Origin of the sequence: Thalassobacter sp. 16PALIMAR09 (genome assembly GCF_000765485.1) — a bacterium.
Lineage (GTDB): Bacteria > Pseudomonadota > Alphaproteobacteria > Rhodobacterales > Rhodobacteraceae > Thalassobacter > Thalassobacter stenotrophicus.
In genome coordinates, this window is the sequence record NZ_JHAK01000003.1 from 130,361 (window position 1) to 151,848 (window position 21,488).

Below are 21,488 nucleotides of genomic sequence, written 5' to 3' on the forward strand. Positions count from 1 at the left end.
GGGCTACGTGACGGACCGGATCAGTTTGCGTTCAAGCACGCGCAGCACTGTCCGCAGGTCATGCCCACGCTTTAGGATCTGGCCATCCATTCCGATGATTGCATAGGCACCTTGGCGGTTGGCCAGCTTGGGCCGTTTCTCGATCCGATACAGCGGTTGTTCCGCAGTACGCCGAAACACCGAAAAAACCGCGACTTCCTTGAGCGCAGATATCCCGTAGTCGCGCCATTCGCCGGCGGCGACCATGCGGCCATACAGTCCGAGGATGATGTTCAGTTCTGTGCGATGGAAATGCACGCTCTGCGCCGGATAGGACGAAGTTTGTATGTTCATATCCAAAAGGTACCCCGGTGAGCGGGCAAAGCAAGCCTTGCCACGAATTCGTCTCAAAATCACCCTGTCAAAGCCGCCGCGGCAGCGCGAATCTGCCATGGGCGTCCTGCATAAAAATCCTACGTAGCGAGAGCAATCTCGAACCCCGGCGCGGTGATTTCTTGCCCCCACCTAGTATGCCGCGTCGGGGCCTACGTCAGAATAACAGGCCAGTCAGAGCCGGAACGAGCGCCCCTCGGAGCTGAAAACGGCCCGAGGGGTTTCGTGTTTTTTGGGTGTTAACCATGTCCCTGTTTCGCCCTGAAATGACCCCAAGGCTGCCGCTGAGGCTACGCACTCCGGTCATGGTCGGGTGGCATAGATGTCTCTGTAGAGAGCATTTGCTCACCCCGGCGCGACGATTTCTTGCCCCCACCCAGTACGTTGCGTCGGGGACCTACAATCAAACAAATGGTCAAAATGACCCGGAACGAGCAACCCCCGCCACTGGCGGGGGTTTTCGTCGTTTTGTAGATGTGTGCGGGCGAATTAGGCGCGCACGAGCTTTTCGTAGTCTTCGGCAATTTCGCGGGTCAGTGCGCCGACCTCAAAATTGTAGTCGCCGATTTCGCCCACGGGGGTGACTTCGGCAGCTGTGCCCGTCAGCCAACATTGCTGAAAACCTTCCAGCTCTTCGGGCATGATAACGCGCTCATGCACGGTGATGCCTTTGTCCTGAAGCATCCCGATCACGGTCTGACGGGTGATCCCGTTCAGGAAGGCATCGGCCTTGGGCGTGTGCACTTCACCGTCTTTGACAAAGAAGATGTTCGCGCCCGTCGCCTCGGCCACATAGCCGCGATAGTCGAACATCATCGCGTCGGAGCAGCCTTTGGCTTCGGCGGCATGTTTGGACATGGTCGCGATCATATAAAGGCCAGCAGCCTTCGCTTGGGATGGCGCGGTCTCGGGCGAGGGGCGCTTCCATTTGGCGATGTCGAGCTTGGCGCCCTTCATCTTGGCGTCGCCGTAATAGTTGCCCCATTCCCAGACAGCGACGGCCATGTGGACCGGGTTGCGCGCCGAGGCGACACCCATGTCTTCACCGGCGCCACGCCATGCTAGCGCGCGGACATAGGCGTCCTGTAGGCCATTGGCCTCAAGTGCAGCCTGCTTGGCGGCTTCGATTTCGTCGACCGTGTAGGGCAGGTCAAAGTCGATCAGCTTGCCTGACTGGATCAGCCGCTCAGAATGTTCGCGCGATTTGAAAATCTTGCCCGAATAGCACCGCTCGCCCTCAAACACAGAGGACGCGTAGTGCATCGCATGGGTGAGGATGTGCACATTGGCCTCGCGCCAGTCTACAAGCGCGCCATCCATCCAGATTTTACCGTCGCGGTCATCATACCCTCCCGCCATCGTTCGCTCCTCCAAATTTGCAAATATTGCGCGGTATAGGTCCGGAACGGACATTTTATTGCGCATTTCGTGTGAATCGCTACCAATGCGCTCTTGGAAAGTCAACAACACTGACATAAAATCGGATAAGACGTGATCAGAAAGGCCCTACCCATGGATCAGCCCGGACCCAGCAGTGGTGAGAGCCTGCTTTTTCTGACCGATGAGCAGTTGCGCAAAGGGATCGAGGCGATGTTTTTCGCCTATCGCGGGTTCACGGCCGATCCGGACCGCCTCCTTGAGGATCATGGCTATGGGCGCGCGCATCATCGGGCAATCCACTTTATCCACCGCGCACCGGGCACAACCGTAAACAACCTGCTCAACATTCTGGGCGTCACCAAGCAGTCGCTCAACCGGGTGCTCCGGACCCTGCAATCGGATGGCTTGGTTGAGGCGCGGGTCGGCGCCAAGGACAAGCGTGAGCGTCATTTGTACCTGACCGCCAAGGGGGGTGAGCTAGAGCGCGCGCTGTCCGACGCTCAACGTCAACGCATGCGTGCGGCCTTCCGTGAGGCGGGCCCAAATGCCGTCGCTGGCTTTCGCACAGTTCTTGAGCATATGATGGATCCTGAAATGCGTCGTCACTATGCGGCGATGAAGGAGCCCGGCCAATGAGTGCAGACCAGCAGGCCCACGTTTTGCTCGTCGACGATGATGAGCGGATACGGACCCTTTTGCAGAAGTTCCTTGTGCGAAACGGCTATCTGACCACAGCCGCGCGGGACGCAGATCATGCGCGGCGGCTATTGGCGGGGCTCGATTTTGACCTCATCATTCTGGATGTAATGATGCCTGGTGACGATGGTATTACCCTTTGCCGTGAAATCCGTGAAACCTGCGAAACGCCGATCCTATTGCTCACGGCCAAGGGTGAAACCGGGGATCGGATCACCGGGCTTGAGGCCGGTGCGGACGATTATATGGCCAAACCGTTTGAGCCGAAGGAGCTGTTGTTGCGCATCGGTGCCGTGCTGCGCCGGATGCCACAAGGCGCCGTGGCCTCTGCGCCCAAGGTTCTGCATCTGGGCGGCGTGCGTTATGACATGGAACGTGGCGAGCTGTGGCAGGGTCAGGCGCTTGTGCGGCTAACGGCAACGGAATCGAGCCTGATGCGGATATTCAGCGGCACGCCCCATGAAGCCGTGAGCCGGACCGAACTGGTTGAGCGTTTGTCCCGCGATGGCGTGCAAAGCCAAGAACGGGCCGTTGATGTCCAGATCACGCGCCTGCGCCGTAAGATCGAGATAGACCCCAAGCAGCCGCGCTACCTGCAAACGGTGCGCGGGGCGGGCTATATGCTCGCCCCTGATTAGGGCGGGTCGGGACTTCACCCCGCGGGGGCGGCGCTGTAGGGTCGCGCCATGACAACCGCGCTTTACACCCACCCCGCGTCGCTGGCCCACGTCACTCCCGAGGGCCATCCCGAACAAATCGCCCGGATAAGGGCTATTGAGGCGGCCTTGGCCGATATGGACCTTGATCGCCGTGATGCGCCGATAGCGGACGACAGCGTCGTTCTGCGCTGTCACCCGCAAAGCCATGTGGATACGCTGCGCAACTCGGTCCCCGAGGATGATCGGCTGGTGCAGATGGACCCTGATACGTGGATGTCCAAGGGCTCGGTTGAGGCTGCATGGCGTGCCGCAGGCGCTGCGGTGGCTTCTGTTGATGCGGTTATGGCCGGTGACGCCGCGAACGCCTTTGTGGCCACGCGCCCACCCGGCCATCACGCCGAGACCGAGAAAACTATGGGCTTTTGCTTTTTGGGGAATGTGGCGATTGCGGCAAAGCATGCGCTAGAGGTACATAGGCTCAGCCGTGTGGCTGTCGTGGATTTTGACGTACACCACGGAAATGGTACCCAAGATTTGCTGTGGGATGAGCCGCGCGTGCGGTTCGTGTCTAGCCACCAGATGCCCCTTTGGCCCGGCAGTGGTGAACGCAGCGAAAACGGGGCCCATGGGCAGATCACAAACATCCCCCTGCCAACCGCATCGGACGGGGCCCACATGCGCGCCGTCTATGAGGCCGAGGTGTTCCCCATGTTGATGGACTACGCCCCTGAGTTACTGATTATCTCTGCCGGTTTTGACGCCCACCGCGATGACCCTCTGGCGGGCTTGAACTGGACCACCAAAGATTTCCGCTGGGTCACTGAACGGCTGTGCGATGTGGCGGATGCCACATGTTCAGGCCGGGTGGTGTCTTGCCTTGAAGGCGGTTATGACTTGGACGCCTTGGCGGCCTCAGTCGCCACCCACGTCAGCACTCTAAAGGAGCGCGGCCAATGACCGATAAACCCGTCGCCGAAATGACATTCGAACAGGCTATGGCCGAGTTTGAGGCCGTTGTGCAGCAGCTAGACCGGGGCGACGTGGCGCTGGATGCGTCTATCGCGCTGTATAAACGCGGTGCCGCGCTCAAGGCCCATTGTGAGGCAAAGCTGCGCGCCGCCGAAGAGCAGGTCGAGCAGCTTGTGCTGAACGCCGACGGGCAACCCACCGGGAGCCGTCCCGTAGGCGATATGTAAGACCATGTTCAAGCAAGACCTGAGTGCTGCGCAATCCGCTTTGCAGGATTGTCTGGACGAAATCATGTCCGTCCTGCCCAGCAGTGAGGTAACGGCGGGCATGCGCTACGCCAGTGCAGGCGGCAAACGCTTGCGCGGGTTTCTTGCGATGGAAACGGCGCGGCTGTTTGATGTGGACCCGGCGCATGCGTTGCGCGCGGGGGCGGCGGTTGAATGTCTCCATGCCTATAGCCTCGTGCATGATGATATGCCCTGCATGGACGACGATGCGCTGCGCCGTGGCCAGCCTACTGTGCATGTGAAATGGGATGAAGCGACCGCCGTTTTGGTCGGTGACGCGCTGCAAACCCTCGCGTTTGAGATCCTTGCACACCCCGATACCCACCCCGATGGGGCCGTGCGTGCACAACTTTGCCTGACGCTTGCGCGCGCCAGCGGGGCCGAGGGTATGGTGCTAGGGCAGGCGCAGGACATTGCTGCAGAGACCGCGTCCGCCCCCTTAACGCTTGAGCAAATCACCGAGCTTCAGAGCAACAAAACCGGCGCGCTTCTGGTTTGGCCCTGTGAGGCGGGGGCTATTCTGGGCGGCGCTGATCCGGCACCTTTGGTGGCATATGCCCGTGCACTTGGTCTTGCGTTTCAGATTGCGGATGACGTGCTGGATGTTGAGGGCGATGCTGCCCTCGCGGGCAAGGCGCTGCAAAAGGATGCCGATGCGGGCAAAGCCACGTTCGTTTCGCTGCTGGGACTAGAGGCCGCCAAGGCCCGCGCCCAATCCCTGATTGATGAGGCCTGTGCGGCACTTCAGCCCTATGGCCCCCGTGCTGATACGTTGCGTGACATTGCACGCTATGTTGTCACGCGCGACAGATAGGAGGCCGCGATGTCGGACCGTCCCGAGACACCTTTGCTAAACCGGATCGCCGGGCCCGCCGACATGAAGGGCCTGAGCGATTTTGACCTGACCCGCCTTGCCACCGAGCTGCGCAAGGAAACGATCTGGTCGGTCTCCCAGACGGGTGGTCACTTGGGCGCGGGTCTGGGCGTGGTTGAGATGACGGTCGCCATTCACGCCGTGTTTGACGCCCCGCGCGACAAGCTGATCTGGGACGTCAGCCACCAGTGCTATCCGCACAAAATCCTGACGGGGCGGCGTGACCGCATGCTGACAATCCGTCAAAAAGACGGTTTGTCGGGGTTCACCAAACGCTCTGAGAGCCCCTATGACCCCTTTGGCGCGGCGCATTCCTCGACCTCAATCTCGGCGGCCATGGGCTTTGCTGTTGCGCGTGATCTCGGCTCCGAAACGGTGGGCGATGCTATCGCCGTCATCGGCGACGGGGCGCTGTCGGGGGGCATGGCCTATGAGGCGCTGAACCACGCAGGCCACGAAGGAACACGGTTGATCGTCATCCTGAACGACAATGAGATGTCCATCGCCCCACCCGTTGGCGCGATGTCCAGCTATCTCAGCCGGCTCTATGCGGGCCAGCCCTTCCAAGACTTCAAGGCCGCGGCCAAGGGTGCCGTCCGCATGCTGCCCGAGCCCTTCCAAGAAGGGGCCAAGCGGGCCAAAGAAATGCTCAAAGGCATGGCGGTTGGTGGCACCCTGTTTGAGGAGTTGGGGTTTTCCTATGTCGGCCCGATTGATGGCCACGATATGGATCAATTGTTGTCCGTTCTGCGGACGGTCAAGGCGCGTGCTGATGGCCCGATCCTGATCCATGCGGTGACCCAAAAGGGCAAAGGCTACGCCGAGGATCGCCCTGACCGGGGCCACGCAACGGCCAAGTTCGATATGATCACGGGTGAGCAGAAAAAGGCGCCCAGCAACGCGCCAAGCTACACGAAGGTCTTTGCCCAAAGCCTGATCAAAGAGGCGGAGCGGGACGACAAAATCGTCGCGATCACGGCTGCAATGCCGGATGGCACGGGGCTTGATTTGTTTGGTGGTCGTTTCCCTAAACGGACCTTTGACGTTGGTATTGCTGAACAACATGGCGTCACATTCTGCGCGGGCCTTGCGGCAGGCGGGATGAAGCCGTTCTGCGCGATTTATTCCACATTCTTGCAGCGGGGCTATGACCAGATTGTCCACGACGTGGCGATTCAGCGTTTGCCCGTGCGCTTTGCGATTGATCGCGCCGGATTGGTTGGTGCGGATGGCGCGACCCACGCGGGCACCTTCGACATCGGCTATATGTCGTCCCTTCCGGGCATGGTCGTGATGGCCGCCGCGGATGAGGCCGAGCTGGTCCATATGGTTGCCACCGCCGTTGCCCATGATGACGGACCTATTGCCTTCCGCTTCCCAAGGGGTGAGGGCGTTGGCGTTGATTTGCCCGAGCGGGGCACGCCACTAGAAATCGGCAAAGGCCGGATGATCGCGCAGGGTGAGCGCGTGGCGCTGTTGTCCTTTGGCACCCGCCTCGAAGAGGTGAAGGAAGCCGCTGAGCGGTTGGCAGATCGGGGGCTCAAACCCACTATCGCCGACGCGCGTTTTGCCAAGCCATTGGACCGAGATCTGATCTTGCAATTGGCCGCTGATCACGAGGCACTGATCACGATCGAAGAGGGCGCGATTGGCGGCTTTGGCAGCCATGTTGCCCAGCTTTTGGCGGAGGAAGGCGTGTTTGATGACGGACTTAAGTTCCGCTCAATGGTCTTACCTGACACGTTCATCGACCAAGCCAATCCGCACGACATGTACGAAATCGCCGCGATGAATGCCGAGCATATTGAGGCGAAGGTCCTCAATGTCTTGGGTGTTAAGGTGCTGGAAAAACGGGCCTAAGTTGCATCACTTGCCCCCTAGGCGGGCCTCAATCGCCTTGAGGCGATCCAACACTTCGTCGCGGTAGGCATCCGTGGCTTCGGTGGTTTCGACCTCCGATGCCTCTTGCATCGAGTTCACCACAAGGCCGACCACAAGGTTCACCACCGCAAAGGTCGTGATCAGGATAAACGGCACGAAAAACGCCCATGCGTGCGGATAGACGTCCATCACGGGGCGGACGATCCCCATGGACCAGCTTTCCAGTGTCATGATCTGAAACAGCGAATAGCCAGAGCGCCCCAGCGTACCGAACCATTCGTCGAAATTCGCGGCCTGCTCCGGGGTGCAAAGGGGGCAGCCCGCGCCGAACAGTTTCGTGGCCATCACCGCGCCGATGTAGAAAATCAGGGTCATCAGCCCAAACACCGAAGCCATGCCGGGCAGCGCTTTGAACAGCCCCTCCACCACGCGCTTGAGGCTGGGCACGGCGGTGATCAGTTTCAGGACCCGCAGGATGCGCAGTGCCCGTAGGACCGACAGTCCTTGGGTTGCGGGCATTAGCGCGACCGCAACAATCGCAAAGTCAAAGATGTTCCAGCCATCTTTGAAAAACCGCCGGTCCATCGCGAACAGTTTGAGCACAATTTCAATCACAAAGATGCTCAGGCAGATGGTGTCGAGCATCAGGATCAGTGGCCCAAAACGATCCATCAGCGTTTGGGATGTTTCCATCCCAAGGATGATCGCGTTGAACACGATGACGGCGATAATGAACGTGCGAAAAGCTTTGCCGAGCAAAAAGTGTTCAAGCGCTTGGCGCATAAAGATCAGTCCTTGGAGAATGAAGCCACGGTTTCGATATGTGGCGACCAACGGAATTGGTCAATGACGCGGACCCAATTGAGGGTATAGCCCGCCTGCACCAACGTGGCCGCTTCGCGGGCGAAGGTCACGGGGTTGCACGACACAAACGCGATGCGCGGGATGCTGCTTTGGGCAAGTTCGGCCACCTGCGCCTCGGCACCTGCGCGGGGCGGGTCGATGATGGCCGCGTCATACTTCGTTAGATCTTCGGGCAAGACGGGGTTGCGGAACAGGTCGCGACGCTCGGTCGTGATGGGCTTAAGGCCTTGGTTGTGGCGCACGCCGTGGTCCAGCGCGGCCAGCAGGGTCTGTTCGCTTTCCATTGCGTGCACTGACGCTTGTGCGGCGGCGGGGAACGTGAACGTCCCACATCCGCTGAACAGATCAATCACCCGCGATGCCGAACCGATGGCGTCCATAGCGGCGCGCACAAGGGCGCTCTCACCCTCGGGCGTGGCCTGTAGGAACGCGCCGGGGGGCGGCACGACGCGGGCGGTGCCAAAGCGTACGCCTGGGGCTGCGGCTTGCAGCACAGGCTCTCCGTTCCATGTGACGCGGGCAAAGGCGGCAACGTAGGATGGCAACTCTTGGCGGATGCTTGCGTCCAGTGGCTTAGCGTTCTCAATCGCAAGGTCGAGGCCCGCGTCCGAGACCGTCAGGTGATAGGCCACCTCTGCCGCGCGGGATGCGGCGATCCGGGTCAAGGTTTCCAGCGTTGGGATCGCGGCCAAGATGACGGGGTCCAGCAACAAACAGTTCGGCACCGGCGTGATGGTTTCGGCGGCGCGGGCATGAAACCCAACCAACGCGCCCTTTTTCGTGCGCTTGCCGTGCAGGGTTCCGCGCCGGCGGGTGCCTGCCGGGCTTGTCAGCGTCGGCTCGGGTGACACGTTCAGGTCTTGGGCGGCGAGGGCGGTTTGAATGACCTGCCGTTTCCACCCAGCCACAAAATCATCGCTTGCGTGCTGCAACGCGCAGCCACCGCAAGCGTTGTAATGAGCACAAGGCGCTTTGACCCGATGCTCTGATGGGGTGACGATCCGAATGTCCGTCAGCCGGTCGCCTTGCGGTGTGCCAGTGACGACCTCATCAGGGAGAGTGCGGGGCGCAAATAGCGGCCCCTCTGCGATGCCATCGCCGAGGTGGCCTAAACGTGTGATGTTGATGTCCATGGCGCGCTTGTAGGTCTATTCGGCGGCTTCAGCCACCCCGATAAATCCACCTGACTGTCGGTCCCAGTATCGGCGATACAGCCCATCCTGCGCCAACAACTCAGCGTGGCTGCCCTGTTCCACGATGCGGCCTTGGTCCATCACAACGATGCGGTCCATACGGGCGATGGTGCTCAGCCGGTGGGCGATGGCGATGACGGTTTTCCCTTCCATCACGCGCTCTAGAGCAGTTTGGATTTGGGCCTCAACCTCACTGTCGAGGGCGGATGTCGCTTCATCCAAAACCAAAACGGGCGCGTCCTTTAGGATAGCACGGGCCAGTGCGATCCGTTGGCGTTGCCCGCCCGACAGCTTCACGCCTCGTTCCCCCAGATGTGCGTCATAGCCCGTGCGGTCTTTGTGATCCTTGAGGCCAAGGATGAAGTCATGTGCCTCGGCGGCGCGGGCGGCGGCCTCGATCTGGTCAGGGGTGGCATCGGGCTTGCCGTAGCGGATGTTGTCTAGCGCGGAGCGATTGAACATCGCGGTTTCCTGCGTGACCATCCCGATCTGTTGGCGCAGGGACTGCTGGGTCAGATCGCGCAGGTCGTGACCGTCCAGCGTAAGGGTGCCGTCCTCGGGGTCTTGAAGGCGCAACAGCAGGCTGACTAAGGTGGATTTCCCCGCCCCCGACGCCCCGACCAAGCCCAACTTTTCACCGGGTGCGAGCGAGAGTGCGACGTCCTGAACGCCGCCTTCCTCGCGGCCATAAGTGAAAGTGACGTCCTTGAACGCCACTGCCCCCTTGGCGGCGTCCAGCTGCTGCGCATCTGCGCGGTCCAGCAGAGTTTGTGGCGCGGTCAGGGTGCGCATCCCATCTTCGACCTCGCCCACGTTGGCGTACATCGCCATCAGCGTAAAGCTAACCCAACCGGTCATCTGCGCGATGCGGATCGACACGGCACCAGCGGCGGCGATGTCACCGGGGGTTGTGACGCCAAGCGTCCACAGCCAAGTCGCCCCCCCAATCAGCAGAACGGGCAAAACACCCGCTGTCGTCATCAGGGCAAAGCGAAACCCGGTTGAAAGCTTCCCAAAGGCGAGAGCCTTGCCGCGTAACGTGCTCATGGCATCGAGGGCGGCGCGGTCCTCATGATCCATGTGGCCGAACAGTTTGACGGTTTTGATGTTGGTGATCGTGTCCACAACTTGACCCGTGACCATGGCGCGAGCGCCCGCGCGGTCACGTGACCTGATGCGGATACGGGGCATGAACCAGCGGATCATCAGGAAATAACCGACCAGCCAAATCACCAGTGCACCAGCGATCCGGGCGTCGATTGTCGTCAGCAAGAGGGCTGAGCCGATCAGGGTCGCGAGGGCAAAGGCCACGACGTTGATGAACTCGTTCGTGACATCCGTCAGGGCCCGCGCTGTCTGCATTTGTTTGGACGCGATCCGCCCCGCGAAATCGTTGTCAAAGAACGAAACGGCTTGGCCCAGTGTCCAGCGGTGCAGCCGCGATTGCACCAGCGGATAGACGTTGGGGGGCACGACGATCCCATTGAATGCTGCGGATGTGCCAAACAAAAGCGGCCGGATCAGCAGGAAAAACCCAACAAAGACGAGCAAAAGGGGCCAGTTGTCCGCAAAGTATGTGGTGGGCCCCGTCGAGACCGCACTGTCGATCACTGCACCCAGCAAAAAGGCGGAGATTACCTCGGTCGCGCCCGCAAGAGCAGACACTCCGAATGCCACGATCAATATGGGCCACGTCCCTGCAAGGCACCATTTGAAAAACGCCCCAAGCGTGCGCGGCGGTGGGCCATCTGCGGGTTTGAATGGGTCGATCAGGTTGCCAAGGCGCGCGGCCACTTTCTGCATCATTCTGCTGCCTCCGTGGCAATAAACCCGCCGGATTGCCGCGCCCAAAAGCTGGCATATAGCCCGCCCTCGGCCAGCAAATCTTCGTGCCGGCCTTGCTCCGCAATGCGGCCATCGTCCAGCACAAGGATGCGGTCCATCTTGGCGATTGTTGAAAGGCGGTGAGCAATCGCGATCACTGTCTTGCCTTCCATCATGCCATAAAGGGTGTCCTGAATTGCGGCCTCGACTTCACTATCAAGGGCGCTTGTGGCCTCATCCAGCACAAGGATCGGTGCGTTTTTTAGGATCACGCGGGCCAATGCGACCCGCTGCCTTTGCCCGCCCGATAGCTTGACGCCCCGCTCTCCGACCTCGGCCTCATAGCCTTTGCGGCCTTCGGGGTCCTCTAGGTCGAGGATGAATTCATGCGCCTCGGCCTGTTTTGCGGCGGCGATGATGTCGTCCATGCTGGCGCCGTCACGGCCGTAGCGGATGTTGTCTGCAACAGATCGGTGCAGGAGCGAGCTGTCCTGTTGGACCATGCCAATTTCACTGCGCAGGCTGTCTTGGGTGACGTGGGCGATGTCTTGGCCGTCGATTAAAATGCGGCCGCCCTCGGTGTCGTAAAACCGTAAAAGCAGTTTCACGAGGGTCGATTTTCCCGCCCCGGAGCGTCCGATAAGGCCGACTTTTTCACCGGGTTTGATCGTGAGAGAGATTTGATCCAAGCCCCCCGCGCCGCGTCCATAGTGGTGGGTCAGCGCGTCCATCGTGATCTCACCTTTGGTGAGATTTAGCGGCTTGGCGTCTTTGGCATCAACCAGTGTGATCGGTTGGGAAATGGTCTCCATGCCCTCGGCCACGACGCCCAAGTTGCGGGAAAACGATGACAAAGCCCACATGATCCACCCGGTCATCGCGTTCAGCCGCAGGGTCAGCGCGGTGGCTGCTGCGACAACTCCGACGGAGGCAGTGCCCTGCATCCAGAGCGCGATGGCCCAGGCGACCACCCCAACAATCAGCAACCCGTTTAACAGCGTAAGAACCACGTCCATAACGGTGAAAATCCGCATCTCACGCGCAAATGTCTGTCGGGTGTATTCGATGGCGTCGCGGGCGTAGTCGACCTCCTGCTCGTGCTGGGCGAACAATTTGACAGAGTGGATGTTGGTGTAGCTGTCCACCACGCGCCCTGTCGTCATGGACCGCGCATCTGATGCGGCTTTGGACGCGGGGCCCACGTTTTTCATGGTCCAACGGACCAGCGTGCCATAAAGCCCAAACCAGGCCAAAAGCGGCAGCAAAAGGCGAGGGTCGGCATCAAACAGCAGCACTGCCGCGCCGATCAGATAGGCCAGCGCAAAGGTGATCGCGTCAAAGATTTGAAACACGGCCTCGCCCGCGGCGGGGGGCGTTTGCATGATGCGGTTTGCAATCCGGCCGGCGAAATCATTTTCAAACCAGCCGACGGATTGGCGCAGAACCTGCCGGTGCGCGCGCCACCGGATCAGCGTGCCAAAATTCGGCAGGATCGAGTTGTTCAGTAGCATAACGTTCAGCGCTTGGACCGCGGGGCGCAGAACCAAGACAAACACACCCGCGACAATCAACTCGGTCCCGTGGGCCTGCCAGACTTGGGTCGGTGTCTGATCCGACAGTAAGTCAACGAGACGACCCATATAAAAGATCAAACCGATCTCGACCATCGCGACCAATACTGACGTGAAGGCGGCAAAAGCGAAGATGCGTTTGAAGGGCTGGGACAGATCCCACAGGAACGGCCACAACCGCGTGGGCGGCGTGTCAGTTTCCCGGTAGGGGACGTAGGGGTCCACCAGGTTTTCGAAAAAGCGCATCATGGGATTTGGTCCTTTGATGCGAATATAATCCCTCAGCTCAGAAAAACCATGACCGCAGATGCCAGAAGCGCCGCCGCCATCACAAGGTTAAACACCCGCCATGCGGTTGGGGTCTGAAGCAGATAGGCCAAAAGGGTGCCTGCGGCGGACCAAAACAGGCAGACAAAAAAGTTAGTGCCGGAAAAGGCGGACCCGATGCGCAGCGCCTCTTGGAGTGGGGGCAGGTTGGACGCAAACCCGGCAGAGGCTGCAAGTGCGACGGCCCAGACCTTGGGGTTGACCCATTGGAACAGGATCGCCTGCACAAAGGTAAACGGACGCTCATCCGGGTTGGGGGTGGCGGATGGTTTGGCCATGGCCAGCTTGTAGGCCATGTAGGTGATCCAACCGCCCGCAATCAGCTTGAGCCCCCATTCCAACGCGGGGGCGGCCAACAAAAGCGCGCCAATCCCAAGGGCGGTCAGGCCCGCTGTGATGCCCACGCCCACCACGACGCCCAAGACGTGGGGCAGCGTGGCCTTGAACCCAAAGCGCGCGCCCGAAGAGGTGATCAAGATTACGTTTGGTCCGGGCGAGAATAGACCCGCAAGGACAAAGGCATAGAGGGGATCGGTCAATAGAAACATGCGGGCGTTTGTGCCGCTATTGCTTGGGCGTGTCGAGGCCATTCAGCAGGGCGCGCGCGTCCAGTGTTCCGCGGCTTGCCAGCCATCGCGCGCGCGCGGTTACGAGTGCTGCGCCCAGTTGCGGCCCGGTCAGCGGCGCAAGGTCCGCAGGCTTGACCGGAAACGTCGCTGCGGCCCCGTCCGCAAGGCCAGCCGTCACCATCGGTTGCTCCAGCAGGGCGGCCCGTAGGGTCAGCGCGTGCAAGCCATCCATAGCCCCCAGTTCATACCCAAGCGCGAAAGGCGACTGGGTCGATGTCGCAGCATCCCTGAGGCGCATGAGGCGCTTGGTCTCTGCCTTTGAGAGGCGCAGACCGCTTGGATCCCCGCCCATTGCCCCAAGGCGCACGGTCCAATCCGGCGTTGTTTCCAGGTGAATCAGCGGCGCAAGCGCGCGTGTGTCTGCACCGGGCAGGATACGTTGCAACAACCCCGCCTGTGCCATTGCAGCCACTGCGGGGGCAGGGTCGGGCGCGGCGAGGAGTTTGCGCATCTCATGGCCGATGCGCTCACGGCTAAGCCCGGACAAGCCGTCGCCGAGTTCCGCACATGCGGCCAGCCCTTCTGCATCAAGGCTATCGCCATACAGCGCAGTGAACCGAAAGAACCGCAGGATGCGCAGGTAATCTTCTTGGATGCGAGCCTGTGGGGTGCCGATGAACCGCACGAGCCGCGCGCGCAGATCGGGCAGGCCGCCCAGCGGATCAATAACCTCGCCGTCTGCGTTCGCATAAAGCGCGTTCATCGTGAAATCACGCCGGGCTGCGTCCTGTGCGATGTCGGTGCCAAAGGCCACGGTGGCCCGGCGGCCATCGGTTTCGACATCGCGGCGAAAGGTGGTGATCTCGTGCGGGATGCCAGCGGCGATGACGGTGACCGTGCCGTGATCTATACCCGTCGGCACGACCTTGAGGCCGTTACAGGCTTCAATCACTTGGTGCGGCGTGGCGGACGTTGCGATGTCGACATCATGGACCGGTACGCCTAACAGGTCGTTGCGTACACAGCCGCCCACGGCATAGGCCTGATAGGCGCTGAGCCGGGCAAACACCTCTTGGGTGCCCGGCGCGCTTAACCATGTGCCCGTGATGTTCATAGCCGTTCCGCCAGACCGCGCAGCATCCGCGCGGTGGCGCCCCAGATGTAGTATGGACCATAAGGGACCGTATAAAACTGACGCCAGTTGCCTCGCCACATGCGCCGCTCAATGATGTAATTCGCGGGCGTCATGACGTGGCTCATGGGCACGTTAAACACTTCTTCCACCTCACCCGGCTCCGGCACCGGGGCGAAGGGGGCTGCGATATGCGCAAGAACGGGCGTGACGTTAAACCCGGTGACTGTTTCGTGCGGGGGTAGGGTGCCCAGCACATCTGCACCCGCTAAGCCGATTTCTTCGCGCGCTTCGCGAAGGGCGGCTGTGATATCATCTTCATCCCCGTCCACTTTGCCGCCTGGAAAGGCGATCTGGCCGGGATGGTGTTTGAGCTTGGAAGACCGTTTGGTCAGCACCAGTTCTAGCCCGCGCGCGCTGTCTTGAACGGCGATCAGCACGGCGGCGGCACGTAGGGTGCGCCCCGCGGGGGCGGCAACCTCTGGCGATAGGTCGTAGTCGGACGACCCGGTGCCCTCCGCGGCACAAGCGGCGCGGAGGGCATTGATATCAAGCATCAGGTTTGTCCGTCGCCTCAAACCCCAGTGTATTGGGCGCAAAGGTGTAATGCGCGCCACAGAACTGGCAGTCTGCGGTAACGGTGCCCTCATCAGTGGTCATATGCGCGATGTCCTTGGCCGAATAAATCGACAGGGACGTCCGCACACGCTCCTCTGAGCAGGTGCAGCCAAAGCGCACGCCGGTGGCCTCATAGACGCGGGGTTGTTCCTCATGGAACAGGCGGGTCAACAGCTCAGTCGGTGAAACGGTTGGCCCGATCAGTTCCAGATCATCGACCGTATCGAGCAGAACGTTGGCGCGGGTCCAGTTTTCGCCCTCATCCTCGCTGAGGATATCTGTGGCGGCCAGCAGGCCTGCGTCGCCAGAACCACCCTCACCCGTTACATGCGGCGACGCTTTGGGCATATGCTGCAACATCACACCGCCTGCGCGCCAAGCGGATTCTTCGCCGGGCAGCGTGCTGCGCCCATAGCTGAGCGCAAAGCGGGTCGGGATTTGCTCGGACTGTGCGAAATACGTCTCGGCGCAGGAGGACAGGGAGCCGCCCGCTAAGGGCGTAATGCCTTGGTAGGGGGCCATGTCTTGGCCTTGGTCGATCAGGATCGCAAAGTAGCCTTTGCCCACGAGGTCAAAGATATTGCCCACATCCAGCGGCGCGTCCTTGTCATAGGAAGCATAGGCACGGATCTGGCCGGGCTCTCCTTCGGCGGTGGGGCCGTAGTAATCGGTCGCCAGAATACGCACGGGACCATCGCTGCGGACCTGAAGCGACAGCTTCCAGCGCAGTTTGATGGTTTGCCCGATGAGCGCGGTCAAAAGGGCCATCTCGGCCACCAATGCCTCGACTTGCGGGGGGTAGTCATGTTGTTTGAGGACGTTTTCCAATACTCCGTCCAGCCGCGCCACGCGGCCGCGGATATCTGAAGCGTCGAGTTGGAACGGCAACACGGTGTCATCCCAGGCGATTTGAGTGCCTGTGGTCATGGGCTTTCCTTACCTTGTATCGGCTGGCATAGGGGGAGCATATAGGCGCCCTGCCGCCCCGATCCAAGCCCCCTATGAGTTGCCGCCATGATCCCTCGCTTTGGTCCCGCCCCGATTCGTGCTCGCCGCTATACGCTGCGACCTGGTGCATATGCGCTTTTGCCGTTGGGGGATCGTGTGCTGATCACCCGACAATTGGGCGATGAGGATGAATTTCAGCTGCCCGGTGGCGGCATTGATCCGGGCGAATGTCCGCTGCGTGCCCTGCACCGCGAAGTTTATGAGGAAACGGGTTACCGCATCGCGGCACCGCGCCGATTGGGGGCGTTTCGGCGGTTTGTCTATATGCCGGAATACAAGCTATGGGCGGAAAAGCTGTGCCACATTTACATGGCGCGGCCCACGCTGCGGGTCGGCCCGCCGCTTGAGCCGCTGCACGAGGTCCACTGGCTTCCACGCGCAGAGGTGCCTGAACTATTGGGCAACAGCGGTGACCGCGCGTTCGCACAGGCCGTTCTGTAGTGCGGGCCTGATTGGGGCTACCCGGGGCTTAGTTGCCCAAAATAGCACCCAGCGCATCCAACAAAAACCGCTCCAGCCGATCTTGGCCCTGTGGGGCGCTGTATGGTTGGGGCTGCGGGGCGGGGCGTCGATCTGTGGTGGCGTCGATCATGGGCAATGGGCTGATCGGTAGGCCATCATGCACTCGGACCATCGTTTCGCGCCAAATCTCAGCCGGAAGGCCGCCGCCCGTGACGCCGGACAAGGGAGTGTTGTCGTCATATCCCATCCAGACGCCGGTCACATAATCACCCGTGAACCCGATGAACCACGCATCGCGCGCCGCCTGCGTTGTGCCCGTTTTGCCCGCAGCGGGGCGACCATCGGGCAGTTGAGCCCGCCCGCCGGATCCGGTCTGGACAACCTGGTGCATCATATAGACCAACTGCCGGGCGGAGCGTTCTTGGATCACGCGTTCACCCAATCCGCCCTCCTGTCCGATCAGGGGGGTGGGGTCTGCGCGTAGGGACAATGACAAAAGACCGTAGGGTGTTACGGAGGTGCCGCCGTTGAGGATGCCCGCATAGGCGCCGGTCATTTCCACCAACGTGCTTTCGGAAACTCCAAGCGCGAGTGCCGGCCCTTGGGCGAGGTCGCTGTTGATGCCGAACTGCTCGGCCACTGTGCGCACCACGTCGCGGCCGATATCCTCGGATAGTGCGACTGTTGCTGCGTTCAGTGACTGTGCCAGTGCAAATGTCAGATCGACGTCGCCAAAGAACTCATTCGTGTAATTTGCAGGACTGTAGGTGCCGGAGCCCGGAACCTTGATGGCTAAGGGCGCGTCGGTGATGGTGCTGTCATAGCGGTAGCCGAGATCAAGGGCAGCGGCGTAGACGAACGGTTTGAACGCGGATCCGGTTTGTCGCATCGCCTGCGTCGCACGGTTGAATTGGCCCGCGCGTAGGGTATTGCGGCCACCGACCATCGCGCGCACCGCGCCATCCGCGCTCATCACGACAATGGCGGCTTGTGCGTTGGACCCTTCGCGTACCTTTGTCTCAAACACCAGTTCCAGCGCGTCTTCGGCGGCCTGTTGGATGCGTTGGTCAAAGGTGGTGCGCAGAACGACATCTTCGGTCGTGTCGCGGGTCAGGAACGAGGGGGCTTTGCTCATGACCCAATCGGCAAACGCATTGCCGGATTGGTCGCGCGCAGCGGTGGATAGGGTCGCGGGGTTGGCCTGCGCTTGGGCATATTGGGCCGAGGATAAATAGCCCTGCTCATGCATTAGCCGTAAAACCGTGCGCGCCCGGCGCTGGGCGCGTTCTAGGTTGCGGGTGGGCGCATAGTAGGAGGGCGCAACAAGAAGCCCGGCCAGCATTGCGGCCTCGGCGGGGCGGACCTCCATCGCAGATTTGTTGAAATACCGCTGGCTCGCGGCTTCAAACCCACGGGCCCCGGCACCCAGATAGGCACGGTTCAAATAGATGGCGAGAATTTCTTCCTTGGTGAACTTCCACTCCATCGCCATGGCGAAGGGAACTTCCTTTAGCTTACGCCAAACAGAGCCGACCCGGCATTGCGCTTCATACTCAGCCTCGGTCATCCCGCTGGACGGCAGATACGGATCACCTAGGCAGACCAGCTTGGACACCTGTTGCGTGATGGTCGAGCCGCCGTTGCCCGACAAAGGTCCGCGCCCTTCGCGTAGGTTGATCCGGATCGCGGATGCGATGCCGCGCGGGCTGACGCCAAAGTGGCGGTAGAACCGTCTGTCTTCGGTCGCCACGACCGCGTTCACGAGGTGGGGTGAGACGGTGGCAAAGCTGACGGGGCCGCCAAATTGATCGCCACGCCACGCATAGACTGCGTTGTTACGATCATAAAACGTGACGGAACCCCGGTGCCGACCATCCTTCAACTCGGCCATTGTCGGGATGCTTTGGTAGGAAATCGCGACAGCGCAGGCAAGAATCAGCGCACCAATGACCGATACCCGCCATGTGATGCCCCAAATGAGCCGCCAGATCAGGCGAAGCAGCCTTGTGAACAGCATCTTGATGCGACCCATAAACGTACGCGGTTTTTGCGTCCGCGCGCTGCGCTTTGGCGCCTTTGTCCGTTTAGAAAACGTAAAAAGCCGCCTGAAAAAGCCGCCACGCTTTGCCTTTGCGGGTTTTTTCCGCTTTGGCGCTGGCGGCCGTCGATCAGCCACAAGTGGACGCCTTTTGCCAGAGTTCGCCATACTGCCTCGCTCGTGTGTCGCCTTTTCGGCGGAGTTTTGCGCAGCATACCGCGTGGCGACTCGGATGTAGACCGAAAGTTGATGAGCGATTTCTTAACGCACCGCTCAAAAAATGAGCAAAGTCGCTTTTTTGTGCACATAAACGCGTAACTCGCCCTCTGGTTGCAGAAAGCACCCCCCATTCCGTTGCGAACCGACGCGGTTGCCCATGTTTTGAGCCTGTGGACTCCCCAAGGGCGGGGGCAAAACAAAAAACCGGAAGGGTGAGAAACGTGAAACTCATTATTGCAGCAATCAAGCCGTTCAAGCTTGAGGAGGTCCGCGAAGCGCTGACCACTCTCGGCGTGCGCGGCATGATGGTGACGGAAATTAAGGGCTTCGGCTCACAGTCGGGACATACGGAAATTTACCGTGGCGCAGAGTACGCCGTGAACTTCGTGCCGAAAGTCAAACTGGAGCTCGTGGTGGCGGACGGCATGGCCGACCAAGTCGTTGAGACCATCCAAAGCACCGCCAAAACCGACAAAATCGGTGACGGCAAAATCTTTGTTCTGGACGTAAACCAAGCCGTTCGGGTCCGCACCGGCGAGACCAACGACGACGCTCTGTAAGCCAGAGACATAGGGGAATAACCAATGAAAACTAAAGTGCTTCTTTCCACCCTAGCCTTGGCGGCGCTGCCCGCTGCGGCTTTCGCGCAGGAGGCTGCGCCCTCCTTCGATGAAATCGGCCCCTACATCATGACCACCCTGCTGTTCTGCATGGCTGGTTTTTTGGTGTTCTTTATGGCCGCGGGCTTTGCGATGCTTGAGGGCGGCCTTGTCCGCTCCAAGAACGTGACCATGCAGATGACCAAAAACATCGCGCTCTATTCTGTGGCGGCGATCATGTACTGGCTCATCGGCTTCAACCTGATGTACCCCGGTGATTTCAACGGCTACGTCGGTTCGTTCTTTGTGCCAACCGTGCTGGACCCCGTTGGTGTGTCTGCTGCGGATGCTGCGCTGGATTACGCGTCTATCGGTTCGGATTTCTTCTTCCAGCTGGTGTTTGTTGCGGCGACTGCGTCCATCGTATCCGGTGCCCTTGCTGAGCGTATCAAACTGTGGCCCTTCCTTGCTTTCGTCGTCATCCTGACCGGCGTGATGTACCCAATTTCCGGGTCCTGGCAGTGGGGCGGCGGCTGGTTGTCCGAAGCTGGGTTCTCCGACTTTGCTGGTTCGACTGTTGTACACTCCGTAGGTGGCTGGGCCGCTCTGGCCGGTGCGATCATCCTTGGACCACGTTTGGGCAAATACTCCAAAGAAGGCAAAGTCACACCGATGCCTGGCTCCAACTTGGCACTCGCCACACTCGGTACGTTCATCCTGTGGCTCGGCTGGTTCGGCTTTAACGGTGGCTCGCAGCTTGCGATGGGCACCGTGGGTGATGTGTCCGACGTGTCGCGCATCTTTGCCAACACCAACATGGCTGCGGCCGCTGGTGCGGTGACCGCGCTGGTCATGACACAGCTGCTCTACAAAAAGCCCGATCTGACCATGGTTTTGAACGGTGCGCTGGCCGGCCTCGTGTCGATCACGGCTGAACCCCTTGCCCCGACACTGTTCGGCGCACTGTGGATCGGTTCCGTAGGTGGTGTGATCGTCGTCCTTGCAGTGCCACTGCTGGACAAGCTCAAGATCGATGACGTCGTTGGTGCCATCCCGGTTCACCTGTTTGCCGGTATCTGGGGCACAATTGCGGTCATCTTCTACAACGGTGACGCGGCTCTGGGCACACAGCTTTTGGGTATCGCGGCGTACGGTGTATTCACCTTCGTTGGTGCGCTGATTGTGTGGATCATCCTCAAGGCAATCGTGGGCATCCGCGTTTCTGAGGAAGACGAGCTGGTCGGCTTGGACAAGGCAGAGTTGGGGATGGAAGCATACCCCGAGTTCGCCAATTCCTAATTTAACCGCAGTCTGCTGCGTATGACGAGTGGCCCGGACAGAGCGATCTGTCCGGGCTTTTTCGTGGGCTGAGGTTATTGTTTTCTTGCCGCCGAGGGTGGGGAATTCATCCGTGTTAACGACATTTCCATCGGCCTCCCCAGCTTTTTGAAAAGGCGTCAGGCGTTTTCGTTGAACTGGGGTGCTGGCGTGTGCGGCTGTGGCCATTGTGCCAAGCCAACGCACATCCAAAAGAAAAGGTTTCTGTGCCCCGCAACGCAAAACCGCCGGGCTGTTGGGCCCGGCGGTTTGATATTCGATTATGTCTGAAAGAGGCTTAGACGCTCTCTTCGATCCAGCTTTTGAGAGCTGCCGCAGGAGCGGCGCCAACTTTGTTGGAAACAACTTCGCCGTCTTTGAACATGAACAGAGCCGGGATGCCACGAACGCCCATCTGTGCGGGGGAGTTCGGGTTTTCGTCTACGTTCACTTTGACGATTTTCACGCGGCCTTCGTATTCCTCCGACAGCGCCTCAAGTGCGGGGCCGATCTGTTTACAGGGACCACACCACTCGGCCCAGAAATCCACCACGACAGGGATGTCGGACTGGCGGACTTCGGTATCAAATGTGTCGTCGGATACAGCAACGGTTGCCATTATGTCTGTC

21 protein-coding genes are annotated in these 21,488 nt (G+C 60.4%); 9 read left to right on the plus strand and 12 right to left on the minus strand.

Going from position 1 to position 21,488, the window contains the following annotated elements; all coding sequences use genetic code 11:
* Nucleotides 1-3: 3 nt before the first annotated feature.
* Together PM04_RS08035 and PM04_RS08040 are read right to left on the minus strand one after the other, a co-directional pair.
* Complete coding sequence (locus PM04_RS08035) at nt 4-333, minus strand: DUF2794 domain-containing protein (RefSeq protein WP_038005975.1); 330 nt, start codon at nt 331-333, stop codon at nt 4-6.
* 528 nt (nt 334-861) lie between these two features.
* Nucleotides 862-1,731, minus strand: a complete 870-nt coding sequence (locus PM04_RS08040) for a branched-chain amino acid aminotransferase (protein WP_038005977.1) — start codon at nt 1,729-1,731, stop codon at nt 862-864.
* A 153-nt stretch (nt 1,732-1,884) separates the two neighbouring features.
* On the opposite strand from PM04_RS08040, the gene PM04_RS08045 reads away from it, so the two are divergent.
* From PM04_RS08045 to dxs, 6 genes are read left to right on the plus strand one after another with little or no spacing between them, the layout of a single operon-like run.
* The gene (locus tag PM04_RS08045; RefSeq protein ID WP_038005582.1) at nt 1,885-2,388 is read left to right on the plus strand and encodes a MarR family winged helix-turn-helix transcriptional regulator; all 504 of its coding nucleotides are present in this window, start codon (nt 1,885-1,887) and stop codon (nt 2,386-2,388) included.
* Nucleotides 2,385-3,086 carry a response regulator gene (locus tag PM04_RS08050; protein ID WP_038005583.1) on the plus strand — a complete coding sequence of 234 codons (702 nt, stop codon included), beginning with the start codon at nt 2,385-2,387 and terminating at the stop codon, nt 3,084-3,086. Before PM04_RS08045 ends, PM04_RS08050 begins: the two co-directional genes overlap by 4 nt.
* 48 nt (nt 3,087-3,134) lie before the next feature.
* Nucleotides 3,135-4,064: a histone deacetylase family protein gene (locus tag PM04_RS08055; protein WP_038005585.1), complete on the plus strand. Its 930-nt coding sequence runs from the start codon at nt 3,135-3,137 to the stop codon at nt 4,062-4,064.
* Nucleotides 4,061-4,303: an exodeoxyribonuclease VII small subunit gene (locus tag PM04_RS08060; RefSeq protein WP_038005586.1), complete on the plus strand. Its 243-nt coding sequence runs from the start codon at nt 4,061-4,063 to the stop codon at nt 4,301-4,303. Before PM04_RS08055 ends, PM04_RS08060 begins: the two co-directional genes overlap by 4 nt.
* Nucleotides 4,304-4,307: 4 nt before the next feature.
* The gene (locus tag PM04_RS08065) at nt 4,308-5,177 is read left to right on the plus strand and encodes a polyprenyl synthetase family protein (RefSeq protein WP_038005587.1); all 870 of its coding nucleotides are present in this window, start codon (nt 4,308-4,310) and stop codon (nt 5,175-5,177) included.
* A 9-nt stretch (nt 5,178-5,186) separates the two neighbouring features.
* The gene (dxs, locus tag PM04_RS08070) at nt 5,187-7,097 is read left to right on the plus strand and encodes a 1-deoxy-D-xylulose-5-phosphate synthase (protein WP_038005589.1); all 1,911 of its coding nucleotides are present in this window, start codon (nt 5,187-5,189) and stop codon (nt 7,095-7,097) included.
* Nucleotides 7,098-7,103: 6 nt separating this feature from the next.
* Here dxs and PM04_RS08075 read toward each other — a convergent pair whose 3' ends face one another.
* Genes PM04_RS08075 through PM04_RS08110 form a run of 8 tightly spaced genes read right to left on the minus strand, consistent with a single transcriptional unit; the run spans nt 7,104 to nt 16,143 of the window.
* A complete protein-coding gene (locus tag PM04_RS08075; protein WP_038005591.1) occupies nt 7,104-7,901 on the minus strand; it encodes an ion transporter in 798 nt (265 codons plus the stop codon).
* 5 nt (nt 7,902-7,906) lie between these two features.
* Nucleotides 7,907-9,115 carry a class I SAM-dependent RNA methyltransferase gene (locus PM04_RS08080; protein WP_038005593.1) on the minus strand — a complete coding sequence of 403 codons (1,209 nt, stop codon included), beginning with the start codon at nt 9,113-9,115 and terminating at the stop codon, nt 7,907-7,909.
* A gap of 15 nt (nt 9,116-9,130) precedes the next feature.
* The gene (locus PM04_RS08085) at nt 9,131-10,981 is read right to left on the minus strand and encodes an ABC transporter ATP-binding protein (RefSeq protein ID WP_369793303.1); all 1,851 of its coding nucleotides are present in this window, start codon (nt 10,979-10,981) and stop codon (nt 9,131-9,133) included.
* Complete coding sequence (locus PM04_RS08090; RefSeq protein ID WP_038005594.1) at nt 10,978-12,819, minus strand: ABC transporter ATP-binding protein; 1,842 nt, start codon at nt 12,817-12,819, stop codon at nt 10,978-10,980. Before PM04_RS08090 ends, PM04_RS08085 begins: the two co-directional genes overlap by 4 nt.
* A gap of 32 nt (nt 12,820-12,851) precedes the next feature.
* Entirely contained in the window at nt 12,852-13,445 is a 594-nt protein-coding gene (locus PM04_RS08095) for a LysE family translocator (protein WP_038005980.1), read from the minus strand.
* A 16-nt stretch (nt 13,446-13,461) separates the two neighbouring features.
* Nucleotides 13,462-14,580: a CCA tRNA nucleotidyltransferase gene (locus PM04_RS08100; protein ID WP_038005595.1), complete on the minus strand. Its 1,119-nt coding sequence runs from the start codon at nt 14,578-14,580 to the stop codon at nt 13,462-13,464.
* Nucleotides 14,577-15,155: a CoA pyrophosphatase gene (locus tag PM04_RS08105; RefSeq protein ID WP_038005597.1), complete on the minus strand. Its 579-nt coding sequence runs from the start codon at nt 15,153-15,155 to the stop codon at nt 14,577-14,579. Before PM04_RS08105 ends, PM04_RS08100 begins: the two co-directional genes overlap by 4 nt.
* A complete protein-coding gene (locus PM04_RS08110) occupies nt 15,148-16,143 on the minus strand; it encodes an Hsp33 family molecular chaperone HslO (RefSeq protein WP_038005598.1) in 996 nt (331 codons plus the stop codon). Before PM04_RS08110 ends, PM04_RS08105 begins: the two co-directional genes overlap by 8 nt.
* 87 nt (nt 16,144-16,230) lie before the next feature.
* Here PM04_RS08110 and PM04_RS08115 point away from each other — a divergent pair, with 87 nt between their 5' ends.
* The gene (locus tag PM04_RS08115) at nt 16,231-16,665 is read left to right on the plus strand and encodes an NUDIX domain-containing protein (RefSeq protein ID WP_038005600.1); all 435 of its coding nucleotides are present in this window, start codon (nt 16,231-16,233) and stop codon (nt 16,663-16,665) included.
* 28 nt (nt 16,666-16,693) lie between these two features.
* Here PM04_RS08115 and PM04_RS08120 read toward each other — a convergent pair whose 3' ends face one another.
* Nucleotides 16,694-18,892: a transglycosylase domain-containing protein gene (locus tag PM04_RS08120; RefSeq protein WP_038005602.1), complete on the minus strand. Its 2,199-nt coding sequence runs from the start codon at nt 18,890-18,892 to the stop codon at nt 16,694-16,696.
* A 272-nt stretch (nt 18,893-19,164) separates the two neighbouring features.
* On the opposite strand from PM04_RS08120, the gene PM04_RS08125 reads away from it, so the two are divergent.
* Together PM04_RS08125 and PM04_RS08130 are read left to right on the plus strand one after the other, a co-directional pair.
* The gene (locus tag PM04_RS08125) at nt 19,165-19,503 is read left to right on the plus strand and encodes a P-II family nitrogen regulator (RefSeq protein ID WP_038005603.1); all 339 of its coding nucleotides are present in this window, start codon (nt 19,165-19,167) and stop codon (nt 19,501-19,503) included.
* Nucleotides 19,504-19,527: 24 nt separating this feature from the next.
* Nucleotides 19,528-20,841: an ammonium transporter gene (locus PM04_RS08130; protein WP_038005605.1), complete on the plus strand. Its 1,314-nt coding sequence runs from the start codon at nt 19,528-19,530 to the stop codon at nt 20,839-20,841.
* A gap of 316 nt (nt 20,842-21,157) precedes the next feature.
* Here PM04_RS08130 and trxA read toward each other — a convergent pair whose 3' ends face one another.
* The gene (gene trxA / locus PM04_RS08135; RefSeq protein WP_038005607.1) at nt 21,158-21,478 is read right to left on the minus strand and encodes a thioredoxin; all 321 of its coding nucleotides are present in this window, start codon (nt 21,476-21,478) and stop codon (nt 21,158-21,160) included.
* Nucleotides 21,479-21,488: the final 10 nt, after the last annotated feature.